Consider the following 16,359-nt stretch of genomic DNA (forward strand, 5'->3'; position numbering starts at 1 on the left):
AAAACCGGGGCCGCGACGTGTGTTGCCCGGGTTCGAGCAACCTTCAGTGGGCGAAAATGTCGTCCTCGAAGCCCAGAAGGTCGAGTTTTGCACGAATCGGGAGAAATCCGAATGCCGCCTTGGCCAGATCCTGGCGGCCGGTTCGCGCCAGCATTTCGTCGAGACGGGTCTTGAGAGCGTGGAGATGCAGCACGTCGTTGGCGGCGTAGCTCCGCTGGCTGTCGGACAGTTCGGCGGCGCCCCAATCGCTGCTCTGCTGCTGCTTGGAAATCTCGATCCCCAGAATTTCGCCTACGAGATCCTTGAGGCCGTGGCGGTCGGTATAGGTGCGCGCGAGTTTGGATGCGATCTTGGTGCAGTAAATGGGGCTCGTCACGACGCCAAGATAATGCTCGAGCACGGCGACGTCGAAACGGGCGAAGTGAAAGATTTTCAGCGACTTCGGATCGGCCAGCAGCGCTTTCAGGTTCGGCGCGTCATAGCTTTTGCCGTCGAACTTGACGAGATGGGCCGTGCCGTCGCCGCCCGAGAGCTGCACAAGGCAGAGGCGGTCGCGGTGCGGATTCAAACCCATGGTTTCGGTGTCGATGGCGATGCCGTTCGGGAACGTCAGCCCGGTAGGGAGATCGCCTTTATGGAGTTTGATTTTCGTTGCGGTCATGTGGCGTCCCAGGCAAGTCAGCGGGCTCGAAGGCAGGAGGGCCTGACGTGCGAGGCTTTCGGGCTCGTGTCAAGCCGGTGCGTGCCGCGTTCGGGGAACGATGCCCAGAGATTGCAATCGTTCCGGCGCTTTGCTGAGCTCAGGCTACGGGCGGAAACGTCGTCGCCACGATTGCATCGTGCAGCATTTCGGCCTGGCTGCGCTTCGAGAAGATTTCGAAGGCCTTTTTCTCAAGCGCCAGCCGCCGTGGCTCATCGCGGATCAGCGCGACGCAGCTTGCGACGATGTCCTTGTAGGGCACGGCGATCATGGCCTCGCGGATGTCGTCCTCGATCTCGGTGTCGGGACCGCATTCGCTGACGATCGCCTTGCTGTTTGCAAGCAGGTACGACGTGCGCCCAATTTCGTGCAGGCTGTCTTCATAGAAATGCATGTTGAGCACGATCTTGGCGTCGGCGATCGCGGCATCGCGTTCGGCGCCGTAGACGCTGAAGAGATGCTTCACGTTGAGACCTGCTTCGTGGAGACCTTTCAAGATCGCCGCGCGGCGGTCGTTGAGACTGCCGTAGAACAGCACGTCGGTCGTCGGCGTCTGCGGCTGGCAACGCGTCATCTCGGGCGTATAGCCGATCTTGAAGCGGCTGACGTACGGCGTGCGCATCAGGCTCTTGATCTGAGCGATGTTGCGCGGGCTGTAGTCCCACACCGCCAGACGGCGCATCAGGCCGGCGTAGACCGGGCGCGCGCCGATGTTAAATCCGCGCAGCTGCTCGAGGTTCACGATCACGGTATTGGCTGGGATACGGTCGGCGCTTTCGGGCGATGCGATGAGGTGTGCGCCGATCAATAGATTGACGCCTTCTACGCCGACTTCATTCTTGCGTGTGCGAACCGTGATGCCAAGCGCGCGGAGGGCGCTCTCGAAGCTCGACACGAGATCGCTGAACGAGGCCGTATGCGGATTGCCTTCCGGTTCGATGGTGACGAGGTTGACGTTGTGCCAAGCGGCGGGAACGTCAGCCGGTATCGCTGCGGCGTTGACTTCCGGTGCGGCAAAGCTCGAGGCGGCCGCGACGATCTGAAGTTTCCGTTCGAGTTCGGGTGAGCCGCCGGGCTGCAACGCCAAAGCGGTGCTGAACGCCTTCGCCGCGTCGTCGGCCTGGCCGAGCGCGACGAACATATCGCCCAGCAGTTCCCAGTCGGCGGCGGAATTGTTTCCAAGACCGACGGCCTTGGCTTTCGCCTTGCATGCATATTCGATGTTGTCCAACGCCAGCAAAACGGTCGCGAGCGCATCGTGCGCTTCGGCCGACTGCGGGTCCTTCAGGATGGATTGCGCGAGTACATCGGCGGCGGCATTGAGCTGCCCCATCTTCGCGTTCTCAATCCCGAGTTTCAGGAGATCGAGCGCGGAAGGGGGCGCGGCGGCTTTGTCGTTAGCGATGTCCATCACCGGGCCGCCGGGAGCGATCGCAGTGTGTGCGGAGGCTTGATGGAGCGGTGGCATATCTATCTCCGGCGATCGTCAGGCGGGTGTCCAGGGCTACGCGTGCGCGGACCTTAGGCATTGTTTCGTGCTTAGCTGGATAAGCGTGCGCGAGGCTGTCACACGCGTGCAGGTGCGAAATCAGCTTGAAATGCAGCCTGTTTTCGGCCGCCCGCCGGCATTTCAAGTGCCGAGTAGCGCTCTTGCCGCGCTGGTGATATTTTGGGGTGTCTTTGCAACCTGACGCCTGATGAACTCCGTATGCCGACCGAATCAGGCCGAATGGGGAGCCTATTCCCAATTCGCCGATTGAATCATTCCGAAGCGCGAAAAACGGAATTGAAACCAATTCGCTCGGAAAACAAATGGCACTCGCTCCGTATCTGTCATAAATTCTGCGCCTCGGTTCGACGCAGGGGCACGCTTATCAGGTAGGTCCGGAGGATTCATGAGAAGCCTTGCTTTCGCGATCGTAGCCGCTTCAGCCATTTTCATGTCTGGCGCCGCGACGGCCGCACCCATCACTCCCGTAGCGCCGCCCGCCAGCGACTCCATCGTCACGCAAGTCCGCCACGGCGGATGGCATCGCGGCGGCGGTTGGAGACATCGCGGCTGGTACCGTCCAGGCTGGAACGGCCGTCGTTGGCGTCGCGGCTGGTATGGTCCCGGTTGGGGATTCTACGGCGGCGGCGTGGTCGTCGGCAGAAGCTGCGGAGTCGTTCGCCGCAATTGCGCGTGGCGCTGGGGCTGGGGTGGTCCGAACTACCGCCGGTGCGTCTGGCGTCGCGGTTGCTAGTCGCCAACGCTTATTGACTTATCGATCTTGAGAGCAAGCGGAGCGCAAAGCGCCCGCTTGCTTTTTCATTTCAGGATGCGCTGTCGATCGCAGGTCAGAACGTCGAGCCCGCGCGCTTCGCGTCAAGGCTCCAGGGGCCAGGACCGGCGAAGAAGATGTACAAGAAAACGAAGCAGTAAAGGATCGAAGCGTCGCCGCCGTTGAGAAGCGGGAAGGCGCTTTTGGGTGCGTGTGCCATCCAATATGCGAACGCCATTTCTCCGGAGAGCACGAAAGCGACGGGCCGCGTAAAGAGTCCGAGGATCAGCAGCGCGCCGCCGACGAGTTCCAGAACTCCGGAAGCGCCGATGAGCGAGAATATTTCCGGTCCCGCCCCGCCATCGGGCCGTGCCGGAAATCCGAGCAGTTTCTGCGTGCCGTGTTCGAAAAAGAGTACGGCAGCCACGATCCGGAGGATGCTGAGCACCCGCGGCGCCCAAGCTTCCAAGGCGTGTTCATTCATCGGCAAACTCCGAGATTTTGATTATTCCAAATCAATTTCGTTTCGTGATTCAAAAGTGAAACGACTATAGGGCACGCGTCTCGCATCTGCTACCCGGGGCGATCGGCATGGAGCACAACGCGATGCGGGGGCGTCGCCGATCAGAACGCCGACCATCCGGTTTCGCGAACGATGAGTTCCAATGCGCGCGTGCCGAGCAATGAGTTTCCCTGCGCGTTGAGTGCGGGCGACCAGACGGCGATGGATGCCTCTCCCGGAACAATTGCCAATATTCCACCACCCACTCCGCTCTTGCCCGGCAAGCCGACGCGATATGCGAAGTCGCCGGAACCGTCGTAGTGGCCGCAGGTCAACATCAGCGCGTTGATGCGGCGGGCGCGCTCCTTCGACACGATCGTCAAGCCGCTACGCGGGTCGCGGCCGCCGTTCGCAAGAAAGACGCCGGCTTCCGAAAGCTGCCGCGCCGTCATCTCGATCGCGCATTGATGGAAATACACGCCGAGCGTCAGCTCGCTCGGATGATTCAGGTTGCCGAATGCGCGCATGTAGTTTGCCAGCGCGAAATTGCGAAAGCCGGTTGCCTGCTCGGAGCGTGCGACGGCCGGGTCGATCATGATCGTGTCGTCGTTGGCGGCAATCCGGACAAAGCGCAGGATTTCGGCGATCGCCTCGCGCGGGCGGTGGCCCGCGAGCAGGACGTCGGCGACGACGATGGCGCCCGAGTTGATGAAGGGATTTCGGGGGATTCCCTGTTCGTGTTCGAGCTGAACGATTGAATTGAAGGCGCTGCCGGATGGCTCGCGCCCGACGCGTTTCCAGAGTGCGTCACCAACCTTGCCGAGTGCCAATGCAAGGCCGAAGACCTTGGAGATGCTTTGTATCGAAAACGGTTCGACATCGTCGCCGGTCGAGACCGTCTCGCCTTTGAGATTGGTGATCGAAATCGCGAATTTTTTTGGATCAATCTTCGCGAGCTCGGGAATGTAGTCGGCAACCTTGCCGGGATGGTCCACCGACTGAAGCTCATCGCGCACGGTATCGAGGAGACGTTTGAGGTCGGCCATTTCAATCGTCAAAATCGCGGCTTCCTATTCGCTCGGCGAGGGCGATCGCAGTTTCGCCGCTTGAGGTCAACGGATCGAAGATATCGAGCTGAAATAGATAAAGGAGGTTTCTGGCGTGGCAAGCCATCAGATGGCGCTTGTAATTGTGTGTGTGCATCGCATCGGACCCCGCAGCATCAGGGTCCGGCGGCGTTTCGCTTCAAATTCTCATATTTCGCGCTAACGCGCGGTTGGCCCTCGGAAGGCGTCGAGACAAGAAAATCTCTCATCGCCGGAAAAAAAGAAAAGCTGACCGGCGGACGGGAGCGCCGGTCAGCTGGCAGTATAACGAGGGCGACTAACTAGAAGTGAACGTCGACACGCGCCGAGCCGACGTGCGCGAGGAAGTCTTCGCGAACATTGGCGTCGTAGTTGATCTGGAACGTCGAGTTGAACCCGATATCAGCAATTATTCCGATACCGAGATCGGCGCTGTCGCGGCCGACGTTGGGTCCGGCAGCCGTAAACGTGCCGCCGCCCGCCGCGAAGCTTGCGGTTACGATCTGAGCGTTGTCGGCGAACTCATGCAGCCAGAGCGCGCGACCTTCGATGAGCGTGTCGTTGGCGATCGGCACCAGCGCTTTGACACCCAATCCGGACACGAACGAGTCGTTGTTCTGGCTGCCAACTGCAAGAGCCATCGCGCCATCGCTTGTCTCTGAATATCCGTCCTGATGCAGTCGCGAGTAGGTGAGCGATGCAACTGGCGTAATGATCGTTCCGGAGTGGCTCATGGGCGCGCCGATTTCGATCGAGGCATTGAATTGATCGCCGTTGTGGCTTCCCTTGGCGACATCGTCGAGGGGTTCCGTCATTGCACGCACGGTGTCGTAATCGTGCCATGTAAAGCCGGTGCGTCCAGTCGCGTACCATCCTGAGCCTTTGATCGCGCCATAGGCCTCGACCAGGTAGCTATCGATATCGGTGCTATTTTTGGTCGTGTCGCCGTCGCCGTCGATGCGCGTGTTGGCGTAGCCGCCTGCGATGCCGACGCGCACGCCCGGCGAGATCCAGTTGTCGTAACCGACCATGAGGCCATAGATGCGAGCATCATAGGCGTCGACGTTCTGGCGCTCGTTCTGGTTCATGCCTGCGCCGAACGCCTGACCCCAGAGAGCGGCGCTACGCGGCGCGATGAAATCCGGATCGTCCTTGAGGCTGCCGCCGAGGTTCGAGCGATTGGGATCGGTTTGCTGCGGTTTCATCCCGAGGCCGTAAGGCGCATTCGTGTAGCCCTGGGATGCGCCGGTGGCTCCGACTGAGTTCAGACGCGTATCGATGTGCTGTCCGATGGCATTGTTCAGCGTGATCGCAGCTTGCTGCGTGGCGAAGTTCGTCTCGGGCGATAGCTGCTTGCCCGCCTTGGCGACATCGTCTTCGTCGGTCAGACTTTGGACGGCGGCGCCGAGTTCACCGAGTTCAGCGCTATCGTCGCTTCCCGCGGCGATCAGAGCGTTAATAGCTGCGGCGCCGGATTTGGAGATGCCTTCGATTTCTGAGGCATCCTTCACCGACGCCTTGACGGCGAGAGCGTCTCCGCTCTGAACGGCACCATCGATGCCGGTTCCAACCTGATAAGCCGACCATTTGACGAGAACCGAATTACTGTTGTCGATGTCGGTAGGAACTTCGGTGCCGTAGAGATGGCTCGCAACCAAGAATGTCTCGTTGTTGCGCACGGTCGAGTCGATCACAGGCTTCAGTGTCGTCGTCGTGGCGATCGTGCTGACGGTGATGCCCTGTCCGTTGGGCGTTGTGCCATCCTTACCGATTGAAAGAGTGCCGTCGATGTAGCCGCTGTTTTTCGAAGGATTGTCATTGGTCGAGTCGCTGCCTGGGCCAGTGATGTGAGGCATCAGGACAATCTTGCTGTCTCCTGTGGTCACATTGGTGTGGATGGTGACATCACCGTCAAACGGCTTGGCGTTGTTGAATTCAAAATAGTGGTCTGGAAGGGCCGCGAGGAAGTCCGACATGGAACTGAAGACGCGCGAGATGCTCTCGTCGCCGTCATCGCCGTCTCCATCGTCTTCATCAGCAGGACCTTCTCCGCCGCGATAGACTTGGGTCGCGCCCGTCGCATAAGTGAAATTACGGCGCTGGTCGACGGTGAGATTGCCTTCGATGTCGCCGGTGTTGACGAGGACGTGGTTTCCGGCGCCGAGATACATGTCGCCGTTGATGCTGCCGCTGTTGATGATGGTGCTGTCGCGGCGTCCGGCTTGGCCGGTGATGGCTAACGGGTCGTAGCCGGCGCCGGTGCCTTCATCGATACGCGACGCCATGAGAAATAGACCGTTGACGTCCGAAATCTGAATCGCGGCCGACCCCTCTCCGGTGGCTTTGATTTCACCCTCGTTGATGACCGATGTGTTGCCGATGATGGCGGTATTTCCCGAGGCGTCGGAACCGTTATGAGCCGCAATCGCCGTCGCGCCAGCGCCGTCGACGCTGATCAGGCCACCTTCCTCGTTCTCAACTGAGAGAAAAATGCCGCGTGAAAAAATACCGGCCGTCAGTTTTCCTTCAGCGAGGATTTTGCCTCCGTCCTTATTCTCGATGAAAGCGGCCTCGTTTTCCTCTTCTTGGATCCAGATGGAGGCCGCATAGCCTGAGGATGCGGGATTGGGAGGATTGTTGCGGCTCGACGCGGCAAACCAATAAATGTCTTGCCCGTCGACCTGGCCTCTCAACTGCGTTGCGCTGTTGGTGGTGATGTCGAAGTCGCCGCGCTTGATGCTGATCTCGCCTGCGTTCGTTACCCTGGCTTCACCTGCATCGCCGATGACAGCGACGCCCGCGAGATTGCCGAGGCCGGCGCTCTCTGCGTGAATTTCGCCTTTGTTGTTGATCGTCCAGTTGGAGTCATCAATGTCCGTCGTCGCGACCCCATAAACATTGAAGAAGTAGCGGTTGGGAGGTCCGGCAACGTCCGTAATCTTCGACTCGATCGTCGTTTCGTTTTCAAAGTTGGTGCCATTCGTGGTCAAGCGGACGCCGACTTGATTGGTCACCGTTGAACCAAAATCCGAGATTGAGACGGTGGGGAAGGCGCTCGTCGGCAATTCGCTCGTATCGGAGCAGTCGACAACAGTGCCGGTCGTCGAGCTTGCCACGCACGCTGCCATCGCTTGATGGGAAAGGCCCATCGTGAGCGTCGCGGTTAGCGTCGCCAGTGCGATGTGTCTGCGGCGCAGGCTCGATTTTTGGACGTGTTTTGGCATAAGTTCCCCCCCTGCCCCCGGGAACGGCCCGGTTGGCTTCATTCTTGTTGGTTTTGCCTTGAAGTGACGTGGGCGGCGGTGTTCGACCGGCGCTGAGATTTTGTGGTTGCGACGTTTGCTATCGTCGCTTCCTAGGATTCCCGTCCCCGTTAGAAGTCGTCCAGTCCGATATTGCTATCGGGCGGCGCCGCCTGCCGGATATGGGATATGTTCCTGGAAGATTATCCGCCCTGCAATTAAATCCGAATGTTGCCGTTTTGCTACGTGTTGCAATTAAGGCTGTGATTTTTTTGAGAATTCAGACTTTTTTATTGAATCGATCAGGCGGGGCGGAGCGATTCGTTGCCGTTGAGCTGGGGGCGCTCAGGCATTTTGGGGAAGGCTCGCCGATGTCTGGAAATCGTTGGAGCGGGCGAAGGGAATCGAACCCTCGTATGCAGCTTGGGAAGCTGCCGTTCTACCATTGAACTACGCCCGCGGGTGCTTGACCGCCGCGGTTTCTGGCACATTTCAGGGGCACGCGCAAACCTTGGACCAAGGCCGTCAATTCCGCCGCGTGGCTATCCACGCTTTTCCCTGACTGGCCTGTTTGTCACCAAAATCTGGCTTTACGATACAGTGATTGAATCGGTTCAGCCCTCGGTTAAGGCTGCCGTCGAATGTCGTGGGGGAAGCATGCGGCTGCAAGCGCGCATTTTCGGCTTGGCCATGGTCGTGGGTTCGATTCTCGCCAGCGGCGGGGTTGCTGCTGACGACGCTCATACGCGTGCGCTCGATACTTCAATCCCCTCCAGTTCCGTGTCCGCGCCTTCGGGCGGCGACAAGTCCTCCGCCGACGATCTCTCGTCGCGCATCGATCAGTTGGAAGCCAACCGTACGGCGGCCGGGCAAACAAAATCGCCGATCAGTCTCAGTGTCAGTGGATGGGTCAGCCAAGAGGTGACCATTCGCAAATGAAAACTGCCGGGCTCGCGGTTGGCGAACGCCGGCAGATTTGCGATGCGCGACACTGCGCGGCGTCCGTTTATTTCTTGCTGGCGAGAAGGTCGCGGATTTCCTTCAGATAGAGTTCGGTTTGCGTCGGCGCCGGTGCGGTCGCGCTCTTCGGCTTCTGCATTCGGTTGATAGCCTTGACGAGCAGGAAGATCGCGAACGCCGTGATGAGAAACTTGATCAGCGCGTTGAGGAAAACGCCGTACTTGATCAGAACCGGATCGGTGGGCGTCGGGATGCCGACGGCGAGGCTCGAAAAGTCGATACCGGCGAGCATGTATCCGATCGGCGGCATGATGATGTTTTCGACGAGCGTCGAGACGATAGGCGCGAAGGCCGCGCCCATGATCACGCCGATGGCAAGGTCTATGACGTTGCCGCGCATCGCAAATTCTTTGAATTCGTCCACGATTTTCATGCAAGATATCCTTTGTGGTCCATTCCGGGGGGCTTACTGAAACAGCCGCAAAGGCTTATGCGATCGGCCCATCCCGTCGTCGCAAGAGCCTCTTGAGTTACGGCCTAGAACGAATTCGACATTCCCTTCTCGAATCGCGCCCCAATTTTAGGGAATGACTTTGGAGCCGCAAAGGGATGCTCGTTGGGCGCCGGATCGTCGCGGTTGGACAAACGGTCATACTGGCGGGCATAATCTCAATTAGCGGTGGTGACGCCGCCCGGGGGACAAGCAACATGATTGAACGCAAAGAGCGCAAGCCTTACTGGCGGCATACGAAGTGGCAGGTTCTGGCGAGCCTGATCCCGTTTCTCGCCATCGTCATCGTGCTGCCGCTGTACGCCGACCAGCTGAACGCCAGCCGGTTCTTCGGATTCCCGCTCGGCTACTTCCTCGCGGCGCATGGGTTCTTCGCAATCGCCGTCGTGACGGTGGCGAGCTACGTCAACCGGCAGAACGCGATCGATCACTGGCACGGCGCCCACGAAGAGATGTGAGGGGCAGGCATGGCGTTCGGTGCTCGCGCGCGAGTGGTCAATCCTCGCCTTGGAATTTACTTCAGCATTTTTGCGGCGCTGTTCACGGCGTTGTTTCTGCTCGTCCTGATTTTCGAGCAGCTCAGACTTAGCGAAGCGCTGCTGCAAGCCGCGTTTTTCGCCGTGCCGATCCTCATCTTTGCCGGGATCGGGCTTTCTGTCGGATCGAATGATGCGCTGAACTATTTTGCCGCCGGGCGACGTGTGCCCGCGGCCTATACGGGGCTTCTGCTCGCGGCGTCGTCGCTCGGCGGCACGCTGGTCGTCGCCGGAACGGGGGCGTTCTTTTTCGCTGGTTTCGATGCCGTCGTTCTTCTGATGGGGATACTGACCGGTTTCGTCGTGATGGCGATCGTGCTCGCGCCCTTCTATCGCAAATTCGGCGCGTTCACGGTGCCGAGCTATCTCGGCGGCCGTTTCGAAAGCCGCGCACTCAGGATCGTCGCCGCTGTCGTCGTCGCCGTGCCGATGCTTCTCGTTCTTTCGGCAGAGCTGCACATCGGCGCCGGAGTGGCGTCGCGTCTGATCGGTCTCAATCCAAATCTGATCGTGTGCGTGCTGGCGTTCGCCATCGCGATTACGACTGCGGCCGGCGGCAAGCGGTCGTTGACGTGGGCGGGCGTCGCACAATCGATCGCGTTGTTTCTGGCGTTGCTCGGCGTTGCGACGACGGTCAGCGTGATCGTGACCAACCTGCCGATCCCGCAGCTCGCCAATGGTCCGATGGTGCGCGGGCTCGTGCGCAACGAAATCAACGAAGGCCTTCAGCTGATCAAGGTCTGGCCGCTGGCGTTCGATTTTCCGGGCGAAGGATTTGCGGCTCTGGTCAAGCCTTATACGCAACCTTTCGGCTCTGTCGGAACCTTCGGTTTCGCGATCGGTACGTTCGCGATTGCGACCGGGATCAGCACCGCGCCCTGGTTGCTGCCGCGCGTTGCTGCGTCGCCGAGCGTTTACGACGCGCGCAAGGCGCTCGGGTGGGCGACGGTGTTTTCCGGCTTGGCGCTGCTCACAATCTCGTCGGTCGCCGTATTCATGCGCGACGTCGCGCTGGAGGCGGTGGTCAGCGAGCGGCTCGGCCCGCTGCCGAAATGGCTGTTCGACGCGGCGGCGGTTCATCTCGTTTCTTTTGATCAAACAGTGACGCGGCTTGGCTTCAGCGGACTGAAGTTCGATCGCGACGGCGTCTTGTTCGCGCTGCCGATCGCGACGGGACTGCCGCAGGCATTTTACTACGTCCTTCTTGCAGGGGCGCTCGCCGCGGTGCTGGTCGCGGCGAGTTCGACGACGGTTTCGCTTGCGGCGATCCTCGGCGAGGATGTCGTTCAAGGCATGTCGTGGGAGCCTGTTGCGCCGCAAGCGCGTGTGTGGATCACACGAGGTTTTGTCGGCGTCGTCGCTGCGTGCGGTGCGATCTTGGCGATGATTGCGCCGACAGATCCGCTGCGGCTGGTGCTTTGGGCTCTATCCATCACAGGGGCCAGCCTGTTTCCCGTCATGATCTTGTCGGTGTGGTGGAAACGGCTGACGGCGAATGCTGCCGTTGCGGGGCTGGTGACGGGATTTGGCGCGGCGGCCTTCGCTATTCTGCTCAGCGAAGTCGGCGCGCTCGGCGTGCCAAGTCCAATCGCCGGCATTTTAGGTTTGCCGCTCTCGTTTGCAGCCGCGATCGGCATCAGCATTTTGCGTCCGGGTGCGTCGCGTCATGCGCTGGAAATCGTGCGCGACATTCGCGTTCCCGGCGGCGAGATCATTTATGACCGTCAGATGCAGCGTTTGCAGCTTCGAAAACACGCGCGGACTTGAAGCCCTACGGGCAAGTGCTTAATGCTTGTTGAGGCGTTGCGTTTCGAGTTCGGAGCGAGCCATCGGCACGTTACGAGAAACGCGACACCCAATAAGCCTGCCGCGACTGTGCCGGCGGAGATAACGCGCGCTGCACAGCGCAAATTGAAAGCTGCGAGAATATGACCATTCGGGACCGGCTCGATCTCTATCCGCCGATCTTTCCATATCGGGAACATCGTCTCGGAGTCGGCGGCGGACATACCCTCTACGTCGAGGAATGCGGAAATCCGAATGGTCAACCGGTGCTCATCGTGCACGGTGGTCCTGGCGGCGGCAGCAATCCGACGATGCGCAGGTTTCACAATCCCGATCGCTATAGGATCGTGCTGTTCGATCAGCGCGGATGCGGTCAATCCACTCCGAACGCGTCGATCGAAAACAACACGACGCAGGATCTGGTCGAAGACATCGAGCGCATTCGGCAGGAATTCGGTATCGATCGCTGGCAGCTTTTCGGCGGGTCGTGGGGATCGACGCTCGCGCTCGCCTATGCCGAAACCTATCCGGAACGAGTGAGCGCGCTGATCCTGCGCGGGATTTTCCTCAGCACGAAGGCGGAGCTGCGCTGGTTTTATCAGGACGGGTGCAGCTGGATTTTCCCCGAGGCCTTCGCGGAATTCCAGCGCCGGATTCCTCACGACGAGCGTCACGACATGATCGCGGCGTATCATCGGCGCTTAAATTCCGACGATCCCGCCACCGTGATGGCGGCGGCGCGCGCCTGGAGCATCTGGGAAGGTACGACGCTGTCGCTCGTGCCGGAGCCTGATCGCGTCGCGCGGTTCAGCGCCGATGCGTATGCGGTCGCGTTCGCGCGGATCGAAAGCCATTATTTCGTCAACGGCGGTTTTTTTCGCCGCGATGGCGAGCTGCTGTTCAATGCTGCGCGCCTCAAGGGTATTCCGGGGATTATCGCGCACGGCCGCTATGACGTCGTGACGCCGATCAAAAGCGCGGTGCTTCTACATCAAGCGTGGGCCGATTCAGAATTGCGCGTCGCGACCGATGCCGGACACGCGATGACGGAGCCCGGACTTGTGCACGAACTCATTCGCGCGACGCGGCAGTTTTCATCCGGCTACTAGAAGCGGCGAGCTTATAGCGATCCTTTCGACGGTGGTGCGTCGGCGTGCGGCGGAGCATCGAGAGGCGGCGGCGTCGCGTCGGCAGGTGGCGGCGGTAGAGGCTTGTCGAGGTCCTTCACGCGATCGCGGACCTTTTTGTAAACGCGCTCCAGATAGTCGAGCGCCTGATCGATTTCCTGCTCCGTCGGCAGCTCCGCCTTTCCGCCTGGTGGTCCTTCGAGCGGAACTTTCGTTTCCAGAGATTCTTCGAGCGCCTTGACGCGGTCCTTGAGATCGCGGTTCTCGCGTTCGAGCTTGGTGACGTCCGCTGCTGCCGCGGCAGGCGTGCGATCTTCGACCGGCGCGCACGCCCATGCCGTCCCGGAGCGCGCGCACATCGCGACTGCGCCGGTTTCCTTATCGAGGCGCAGGAAGCCGCCATCGACCGGCGACATCGTAAAGCGGCCGGCATTGTCCGCGGTATCGGCGACGGCCGCACCCGTCAAAGCGAGTGCCGCAAGCGTTGCGCCCCAGACTATCGTTTTGCGCATCCGAACCGTCCTCCTTCTTCATGTCTGGCCATCTGATACCCGATGAGTGTGGCACATCCAGCTGCGGCCCTTGGAACGAATCACCTCGGGATATCACGCTTTCGAGCCAAAATGCGCCCGAGGAAGCGGATGGCGAGCCGCCCTTAGTGCCTGAAAATATGTACGTTTTCTCGATTTTCCATACATCTTAACGGGCTATTTACTGCCCTCCTGCAAGGCTCGTCGAAGTGAACAGTGCTGCGTCCGCCAACGATCGCGTTTTTTACGCGGCACGGACGACCTCCAACGTGCCCCGCGGATTGAACGCCCTGGTCGTGCCGGACCGGCAACGCCGCGCCGCTTCGAGGGGAACATGCCGAGTCCAGAATTCGATCCATCCAACACGTTCAGCGGCGCTGGGCACGAGTCCTCGGAGCATGAGGAAGAGCACAGCGAGCTGAAGGCGCTGGTCGATGCGATTGCGGCGCAGCTTTCGGACGCGACGCGCCGCCATTCCGAAACGCTGGGCGAAATGCAGGACCGCATCGCGATCATGGGCCGGGAGGCCGAGGTGCTGCGCGAGCATATTCCCGAGCAGTACGCACCGACCTTCGAGCACATCGAGCAAGGCGTCGCCGAGCTTGCGAAACGGCTCGCGAAGGCCAATGACTCGGATGCCGCGGAGACGGACGCCAGCGCCTGGGATCAGCGCAACGCGGAAGCGCTGACGCATGTCTATGAAGCGCAGGCGCACAAAAGCGCGGAAACCGCGCAAGCCGCTTATGCGACGCCGTCGTCGCGTCCTCAGACGGCTGTCGATCAGGCGTGGTTCGAAGCGCGGTTTGCCGAAATCGCGCAGGACATCGAGCGATCGCTGGAGGAAATCAAGCCCGATCGCGGATTTCATCAGATCGGCGAACGGCTCGATCAGTTCGAGCAGCGCTTCGGCAGCATGCTCGAAGGCGTTGCGACGCGCGCCGATCTCGATTCCGTGCGGCTGATCGAAGAACACGTGAGCGAGGTGGTCAATCATCTCGTCCAGACGCAGGATCAGCTGGCGCGTCTCAGCGCCATCGAAGAGCAACTTGCTGCGATCACGCAGACGTTGTCGGGCGGGCCCGATGCGCCGCTCTCCGGCGTGCTGGCTGCAACGTCGTTGCCGGGAGCCGGCCTTGACGTCGAAGCCATCGCACGGGCCGCTGCCGAACAGACTGCGCTGCGGTTGCAGGGGATGGCGCCGGCTTCGCACGAGGCTGCCGAAGAACTGCGTCCGCTGATCGAGCGGATGATGGAAGAAAATCGCAGCGGCGGAGAAAACACTTCGGCGCTGCTCGATACGCTGCAGCAGGCGATGATTCGACTTCTGGATCGCGTCGATGAAATCGAACTCGCGCAGCGCAATGCGGCGCCGATTCCGGCGGCGTCGTTTGAGGATTTCGCGGCACCGCCGCCGCTTCCTGAGGGTTCGTTCCATTCGCTCGAGAGCGACCACGATCCGCTCGATTTCAGCGATGAAATCGAACCGCAAATTCCATCCGAGGCGGCGCCTTCAGCACACGCGCGTGCGGCCGATCCGTTCGCGCAGGAAGCCACCATTGAGCCCGGTGTTCGCAAGAACGAGAAGCTGCGGCAGGATTTCGTCGCGGAAGCACGCCGCGCAAAAATGCGCCTGTCGTCGGCGGGAGACGATGACATCGTCGTCACGTCGCCGATGCATTCCGATACGTTTACGATGTCGTCGCCCGACGCGGTGCGCGGTTCGCAAGGCAGCAAGCCGATCCGGCCGACGCCTGCGCGCTCCAAAGCTTCCGGCCCGTCGGGACCGTCGCCGCGTTTGATCGTGCTCGCCGTTGCAGCCGTTCTGGCGTTGGGCGGACTGTGGTTCACTGTCGGGTCGGATAATCCGGCGCCGGTCGCGGAGACCTCGTCTTCGGGTTCGCCGGCCGCGGCGAACGACGATGGCAAATCGGGATCGGGTGCGAAGGCAACGGACCAGAAGGGCAATGATGCGCAATCGCCTGATGGCGGAGCGCATAAGGACCAGCAGGGCCAGCTGATGCCAGGCGGCACTGGTACTGTAAATACAGACGTGTCGATGCTCGGCGTTGCCGTCGATCTCAACAGTCCGGCGACTGAAGCCAGCATGCAGCAGGCGCAACGGCATCAGGCCATGGCGGCGCTGTCGGGCAAGCTCGGCGATGCGGCTTCGCAGAATAGTAATGCGGCGTTCGTGCCTGCTTCCATGGTTCCGACGGAAGCCGAAACCGAGGGCGTGCCCGCTGCAGCCACTCCGTCGCGCGACGTAACCGGATCGACGCGTTTTGAATTGCCGGCGGCGACGGTCGGCCCGCTGTCGCTGCGTCTTGCCGCAGCCAACGGCGATGCATCGGCTGAGTTTGAAGTCGGCGCGCGCCTCGCGGAAGGCAAAGGTACGCCGCAGGATTTCAAGGAAGCGGCGAAATGGTATCGCCGCGCGGCCGATCAGGATCTCGCGCCGGCTCAGTATCGTCTCGGAACTTTCTATGAGCGCGGTCTTGGAATGAAGGCCGACCGTGCGCAGGCGCAAGCGTGGTACAAGCGCGCCGCCGCCAAGGGCAACGTCAAGGCGATGCATAATCTCGCGGTGCTGAGCGCCAATCAGAGCGACAACGCGCCGGACTATACCACCGCGGCACAATGGTTCGAGCAGGCTGCCAAGCGCGGCCTTGCAGACAGCCAGTTCAATCTCGCGATCCTTTATGAAAACGGCCTTGGCGTCACCAAGGACCTGAAGCAAGCCTACATGTGGATCTCATTGGCGGCACAGGACAAGGATGCCGACGCCGTGCGACGGCAAGGCATTCTGCGCAGCAAGCTGTCGGCCAGTGAGCTTAGCGAAGCCGAGCGCATGATCGGTGAATGGCGGGCGGTTCCGGTCGACCGCAAGGTCAACGATGCCCGTCTCGCCGGTGAGGAATGGAAGAAAAATCCGACGAAGAGCATCGCGGGCTGACGGCAGCCGGGCATGATTGGGCTCGCCGCCAGTCTGCCTGTCGGCGAGACACGATGTCAGCATGCGCTGCCACCTTTGTGCGTCGCTTTTGAGCGCTTGCGGTGCGCGGCGCTTTGGTGTCCCTTATACGCGCCAATCCGGAGCCTTTCGGAACGCTAGCTCTCGCC

General features: G+C 60.8%; 13 protein-coding genes and 1 tRNA gene. 6 read left to right on the plus strand and 8 right to left on the minus strand.

Translation table 11 applies throughout. From position 1 onward, the window contains the following. Window positions 1–43 precede the first annotated feature (43 nt). Together HDEN_RS01950 and HDEN_RS01955 are read right to left on the minus strand one after the other, a co-directional pair. Window positions 44–661, minus strand: a complete 618-nt coding sequence (locus HDEN_RS01950) for a ribonuclease H-like domain-containing protein (RefSeq protein ID WP_013214441.1) — start codon at window positions 659–661, stop codon at window positions 44–46. A gap of 139 nt (window positions 662–800) precedes the next feature. Further along, window positions 801–2,168, minus strand: a complete 1,368-nt coding sequence (locus HDEN_RS01955) for a hypothetical protein (protein ID WP_013214442.1) — start codon at window positions 2,166–2,168, stop codon at window positions 801–803. Window positions 2,169–2,595: 427 nt separating this feature from the next. On the opposite strand from HDEN_RS01955, the gene HDEN_RS18100 reads away from it, so the two are divergent. Next, window positions 2,596–2,943, plus strand: coding sequence for a hypothetical protein (locus tag HDEN_RS18100; RefSeq protein ID WP_013214443.1), 348 nt, complete (start codon window positions 2,596–2,598; stop codon window positions 2,941–2,943). 94 nt (window positions 2,944–3,037) lie between these two features. On the opposite strand, the gene HDEN_RS01965 is transcribed toward HDEN_RS18100, so the two are convergent. The 4 genes from HDEN_RS01965 to HDEN_RS01980 form a co-directional block, all read right to left on the minus strand. Continuing rightward, entirely contained in the window at window positions 3,038–3,445 is a 408-nt protein-coding gene (locus HDEN_RS01965; protein WP_013214444.1) for a DoxX family protein, read from the minus strand. Window positions 3,446–3,585: 140 nt separating this feature from the next. Next, window positions 3,586–4,509 carry a glutaminase gene (locus tag HDEN_RS01970; RefSeq protein ID WP_041921499.1) on the minus strand — a complete coding sequence of 308 codons (924 nt, stop codon included), beginning with the start codon at window positions 4,507–4,509 and terminating at the stop codon, window positions 3,586–3,588. A gap of 341 nt (window positions 4,510–4,850) precedes the next feature. After that, a complete protein-coding gene (locus HDEN_RS01975) occupies window positions 4,851–7,772 on the minus strand; it encodes an autotransporter family protein (RefSeq protein WP_013214446.1) in 2,922 nt (973 codons plus the stop codon). A gap of 404 nt (window positions 7,773–8,176) precedes the next feature. Then, window positions 8,177–8,250, minus strand: a tRNA-Gly gene (locus tag HDEN_RS01980). Window positions 8,251–8,447: 197 nt separating this feature from the next. Between HDEN_RS01980 and HDEN_RS01985 the strand changes: the two genes are divergently transcribed. Then, the gene (locus HDEN_RS01985) at window positions 8,448–8,729 is read left to right on the plus strand and encodes a hypothetical protein (RefSeq protein WP_013214447.1); all 282 of its coding nucleotides are present in this window, start codon (window positions 8,448–8,450) and stop codon (window positions 8,727–8,729) included. A 67-nt stretch (window positions 8,730–8,796) separates the two neighbouring features. Here HDEN_RS01985 and mscL read toward each other — a convergent pair whose 3' ends face one another. After that, the gene (mscL, locus tag HDEN_RS01990) at window positions 8,797–9,177 is read right to left on the minus strand and encodes a large-conductance mechanosensitive channel protein MscL (protein WP_342446782.1); all 381 of its coding nucleotides are present in this window, start codon (window positions 9,175–9,177) and stop codon (window positions 8,797–8,799) included. Window positions 9,178–9,458: 281 nt separating this feature from the next. On the opposite strand from mscL, the gene HDEN_RS01995 reads away from it, so the two are divergent. The 3 genes from HDEN_RS01995 to pip all read left to right on the plus strand — a co-directional run bounded on the left by HDEN_RS01995 (window position 9,459) and on the right by pip (window position 12,691). Next, entirely contained in the window at window positions 9,459–9,719 is a 261-nt protein-coding gene (locus HDEN_RS01995) for a DUF4212 domain-containing protein (RefSeq protein ID WP_041921501.1), read from the plus strand. 9 nt (window positions 9,720–9,728) lie between these two features. Further along, complete coding sequence (locus tag HDEN_RS02000) at window positions 9,729–11,564, plus strand: solute symporter family protein (protein ID WP_013214450.1); 1,836 nt, start codon at window positions 9,729–9,731, stop codon at window positions 11,562–11,564. Between the two features lie 161 nt (window positions 11,565–11,725). Continuing rightward, window positions 11,726–12,691 (plus strand): prolyl aminopeptidase, encoded by a 966-nt coding sequence (gene pip, locus HDEN_RS02005; RefSeq protein WP_013214451.1) that lies wholly within the window; start codon window positions 11,726–11,728, stop codon window positions 12,689–12,691. 11 nt (window positions 12,692–12,702) lie between these two features. Here pip and HDEN_RS02010 read toward each other — a convergent pair whose 3' ends face one another. Further along, window positions 12,703–13,221 carry a hypothetical protein gene (locus HDEN_RS02010; protein ID WP_013214452.1) on the minus strand — a complete coding sequence of 173 codons (519 nt, stop codon included), beginning with the start codon at window positions 13,219–13,221 and terminating at the stop codon, window positions 12,703–12,705. A gap of 352 nt (window positions 13,222–13,573) precedes the next feature. Between HDEN_RS02010 and HDEN_RS02015 the strand changes: the two genes are divergently transcribed. Continuing rightward, window positions 13,574–16,192 (plus strand): tetratricopeptide repeat protein, encoded by a 2,619-nt coding sequence (locus HDEN_RS02015; protein WP_013214453.1) that lies wholly within the window; start codon window positions 13,574–13,576, stop codon window positions 16,190–16,192. The last annotated feature ends 167 nt before the right edge of the window (window positions 16,193–16,359 follow it).

Origin of the sequence: Hyphomicrobium denitrificans ATCC 51888 (assembly GCF_000143145.1) — a bacterium.
In the GTDB taxonomy this organism is placed as follows: Bacteria; Pseudomonadota; Alphaproteobacteria; order Rhizobiales; family Hyphomicrobiaceae; genus Hyphomicrobium_B; species Hyphomicrobium_B denitrificans.

Excerpts from the sequence above, each read along its gene's own strand:
- HDEN_RS01950 (WP_013214441.1), bottom strand. The coding sequence starts at position 661 with ATGACCGCAACGAAAATCAAACTCCATAAAGGCGATCTCCCTACCGGG.
- HDEN_RS01955 (WP_013214442.1), bottom strand. The coding sequence starts at position 2,168 with ATGCCACCGCTCCATCAAGCCTCCGCACACACTGCGATCGCTCCCGGC.
- HDEN_RS18100 (WP_013214443.1), top strand. The coding sequence starts at position 2,596 with ATGAGAAGCCTTGCTTTCGCGATCGTAGCCGCTTCAGCCATTTTCATG.
- HDEN_RS01965 (WP_013214444.1), bottom strand. The coding sequence starts at position 3,445 with ATGAATGAACACGCCTTGGAAGCTTGGGCGCCGCGGGTGCTCAGCATC.
- HDEN_RS01970 (WP_041921499.1), bottom strand. The coding sequence starts at position 4,509 with ATGGCCGACCTCAAACGTCTCCTCGATACCGTGCGCGATGAGCTTCAG.
- HDEN_RS01975 (WP_013214446.1), bottom strand. The coding sequence starts at position 7,772 with ATGCCAAAACACGTCCAAAAATCGAGCCTGCGCCGCAGACACATCGCA.
- HDEN_RS01985 (WP_013214447.1), top strand. The coding sequence starts at position 8,448 with ATGCGGCTGCAAGCGCGCATTTTCGGCTTGGCCATGGTCGTGGGTTCG.
- HDEN_RS01995 (WP_041921501.1), top strand. The coding sequence starts at position 9,459 with ATGATTGAACGCAAAGAGCGCAAGCCTTACTGGCGGCATACGAAGTGG.
- HDEN_RS02000 (WP_013214450.1), top strand. The coding sequence starts at position 9,729 with ATGGCGTTCGGTGCTCGCGCGCGAGTGGTCAATCCTCGCCTTGGAATT.
- pip (WP_013214451.1), top strand. The coding sequence starts at position 11,726 with ATGACCATTCGGGACCGGCTCGATCTCTATCCGCCGATCTTTCCATAT.
- HDEN_RS02010 (WP_013214452.1), bottom strand. The coding sequence starts at position 13,221 with ATGCGCAAAACGATAGTCTGGGGCGCAACGCTTGCGGCACTCGCTTTG.
- HDEN_RS02015 (WP_013214453.1), top strand. The coding sequence starts at position 13,574 with ATGCCGAGTCCAGAATTCGATCCATCCAACACGTTCAGCGGCGCTGGG.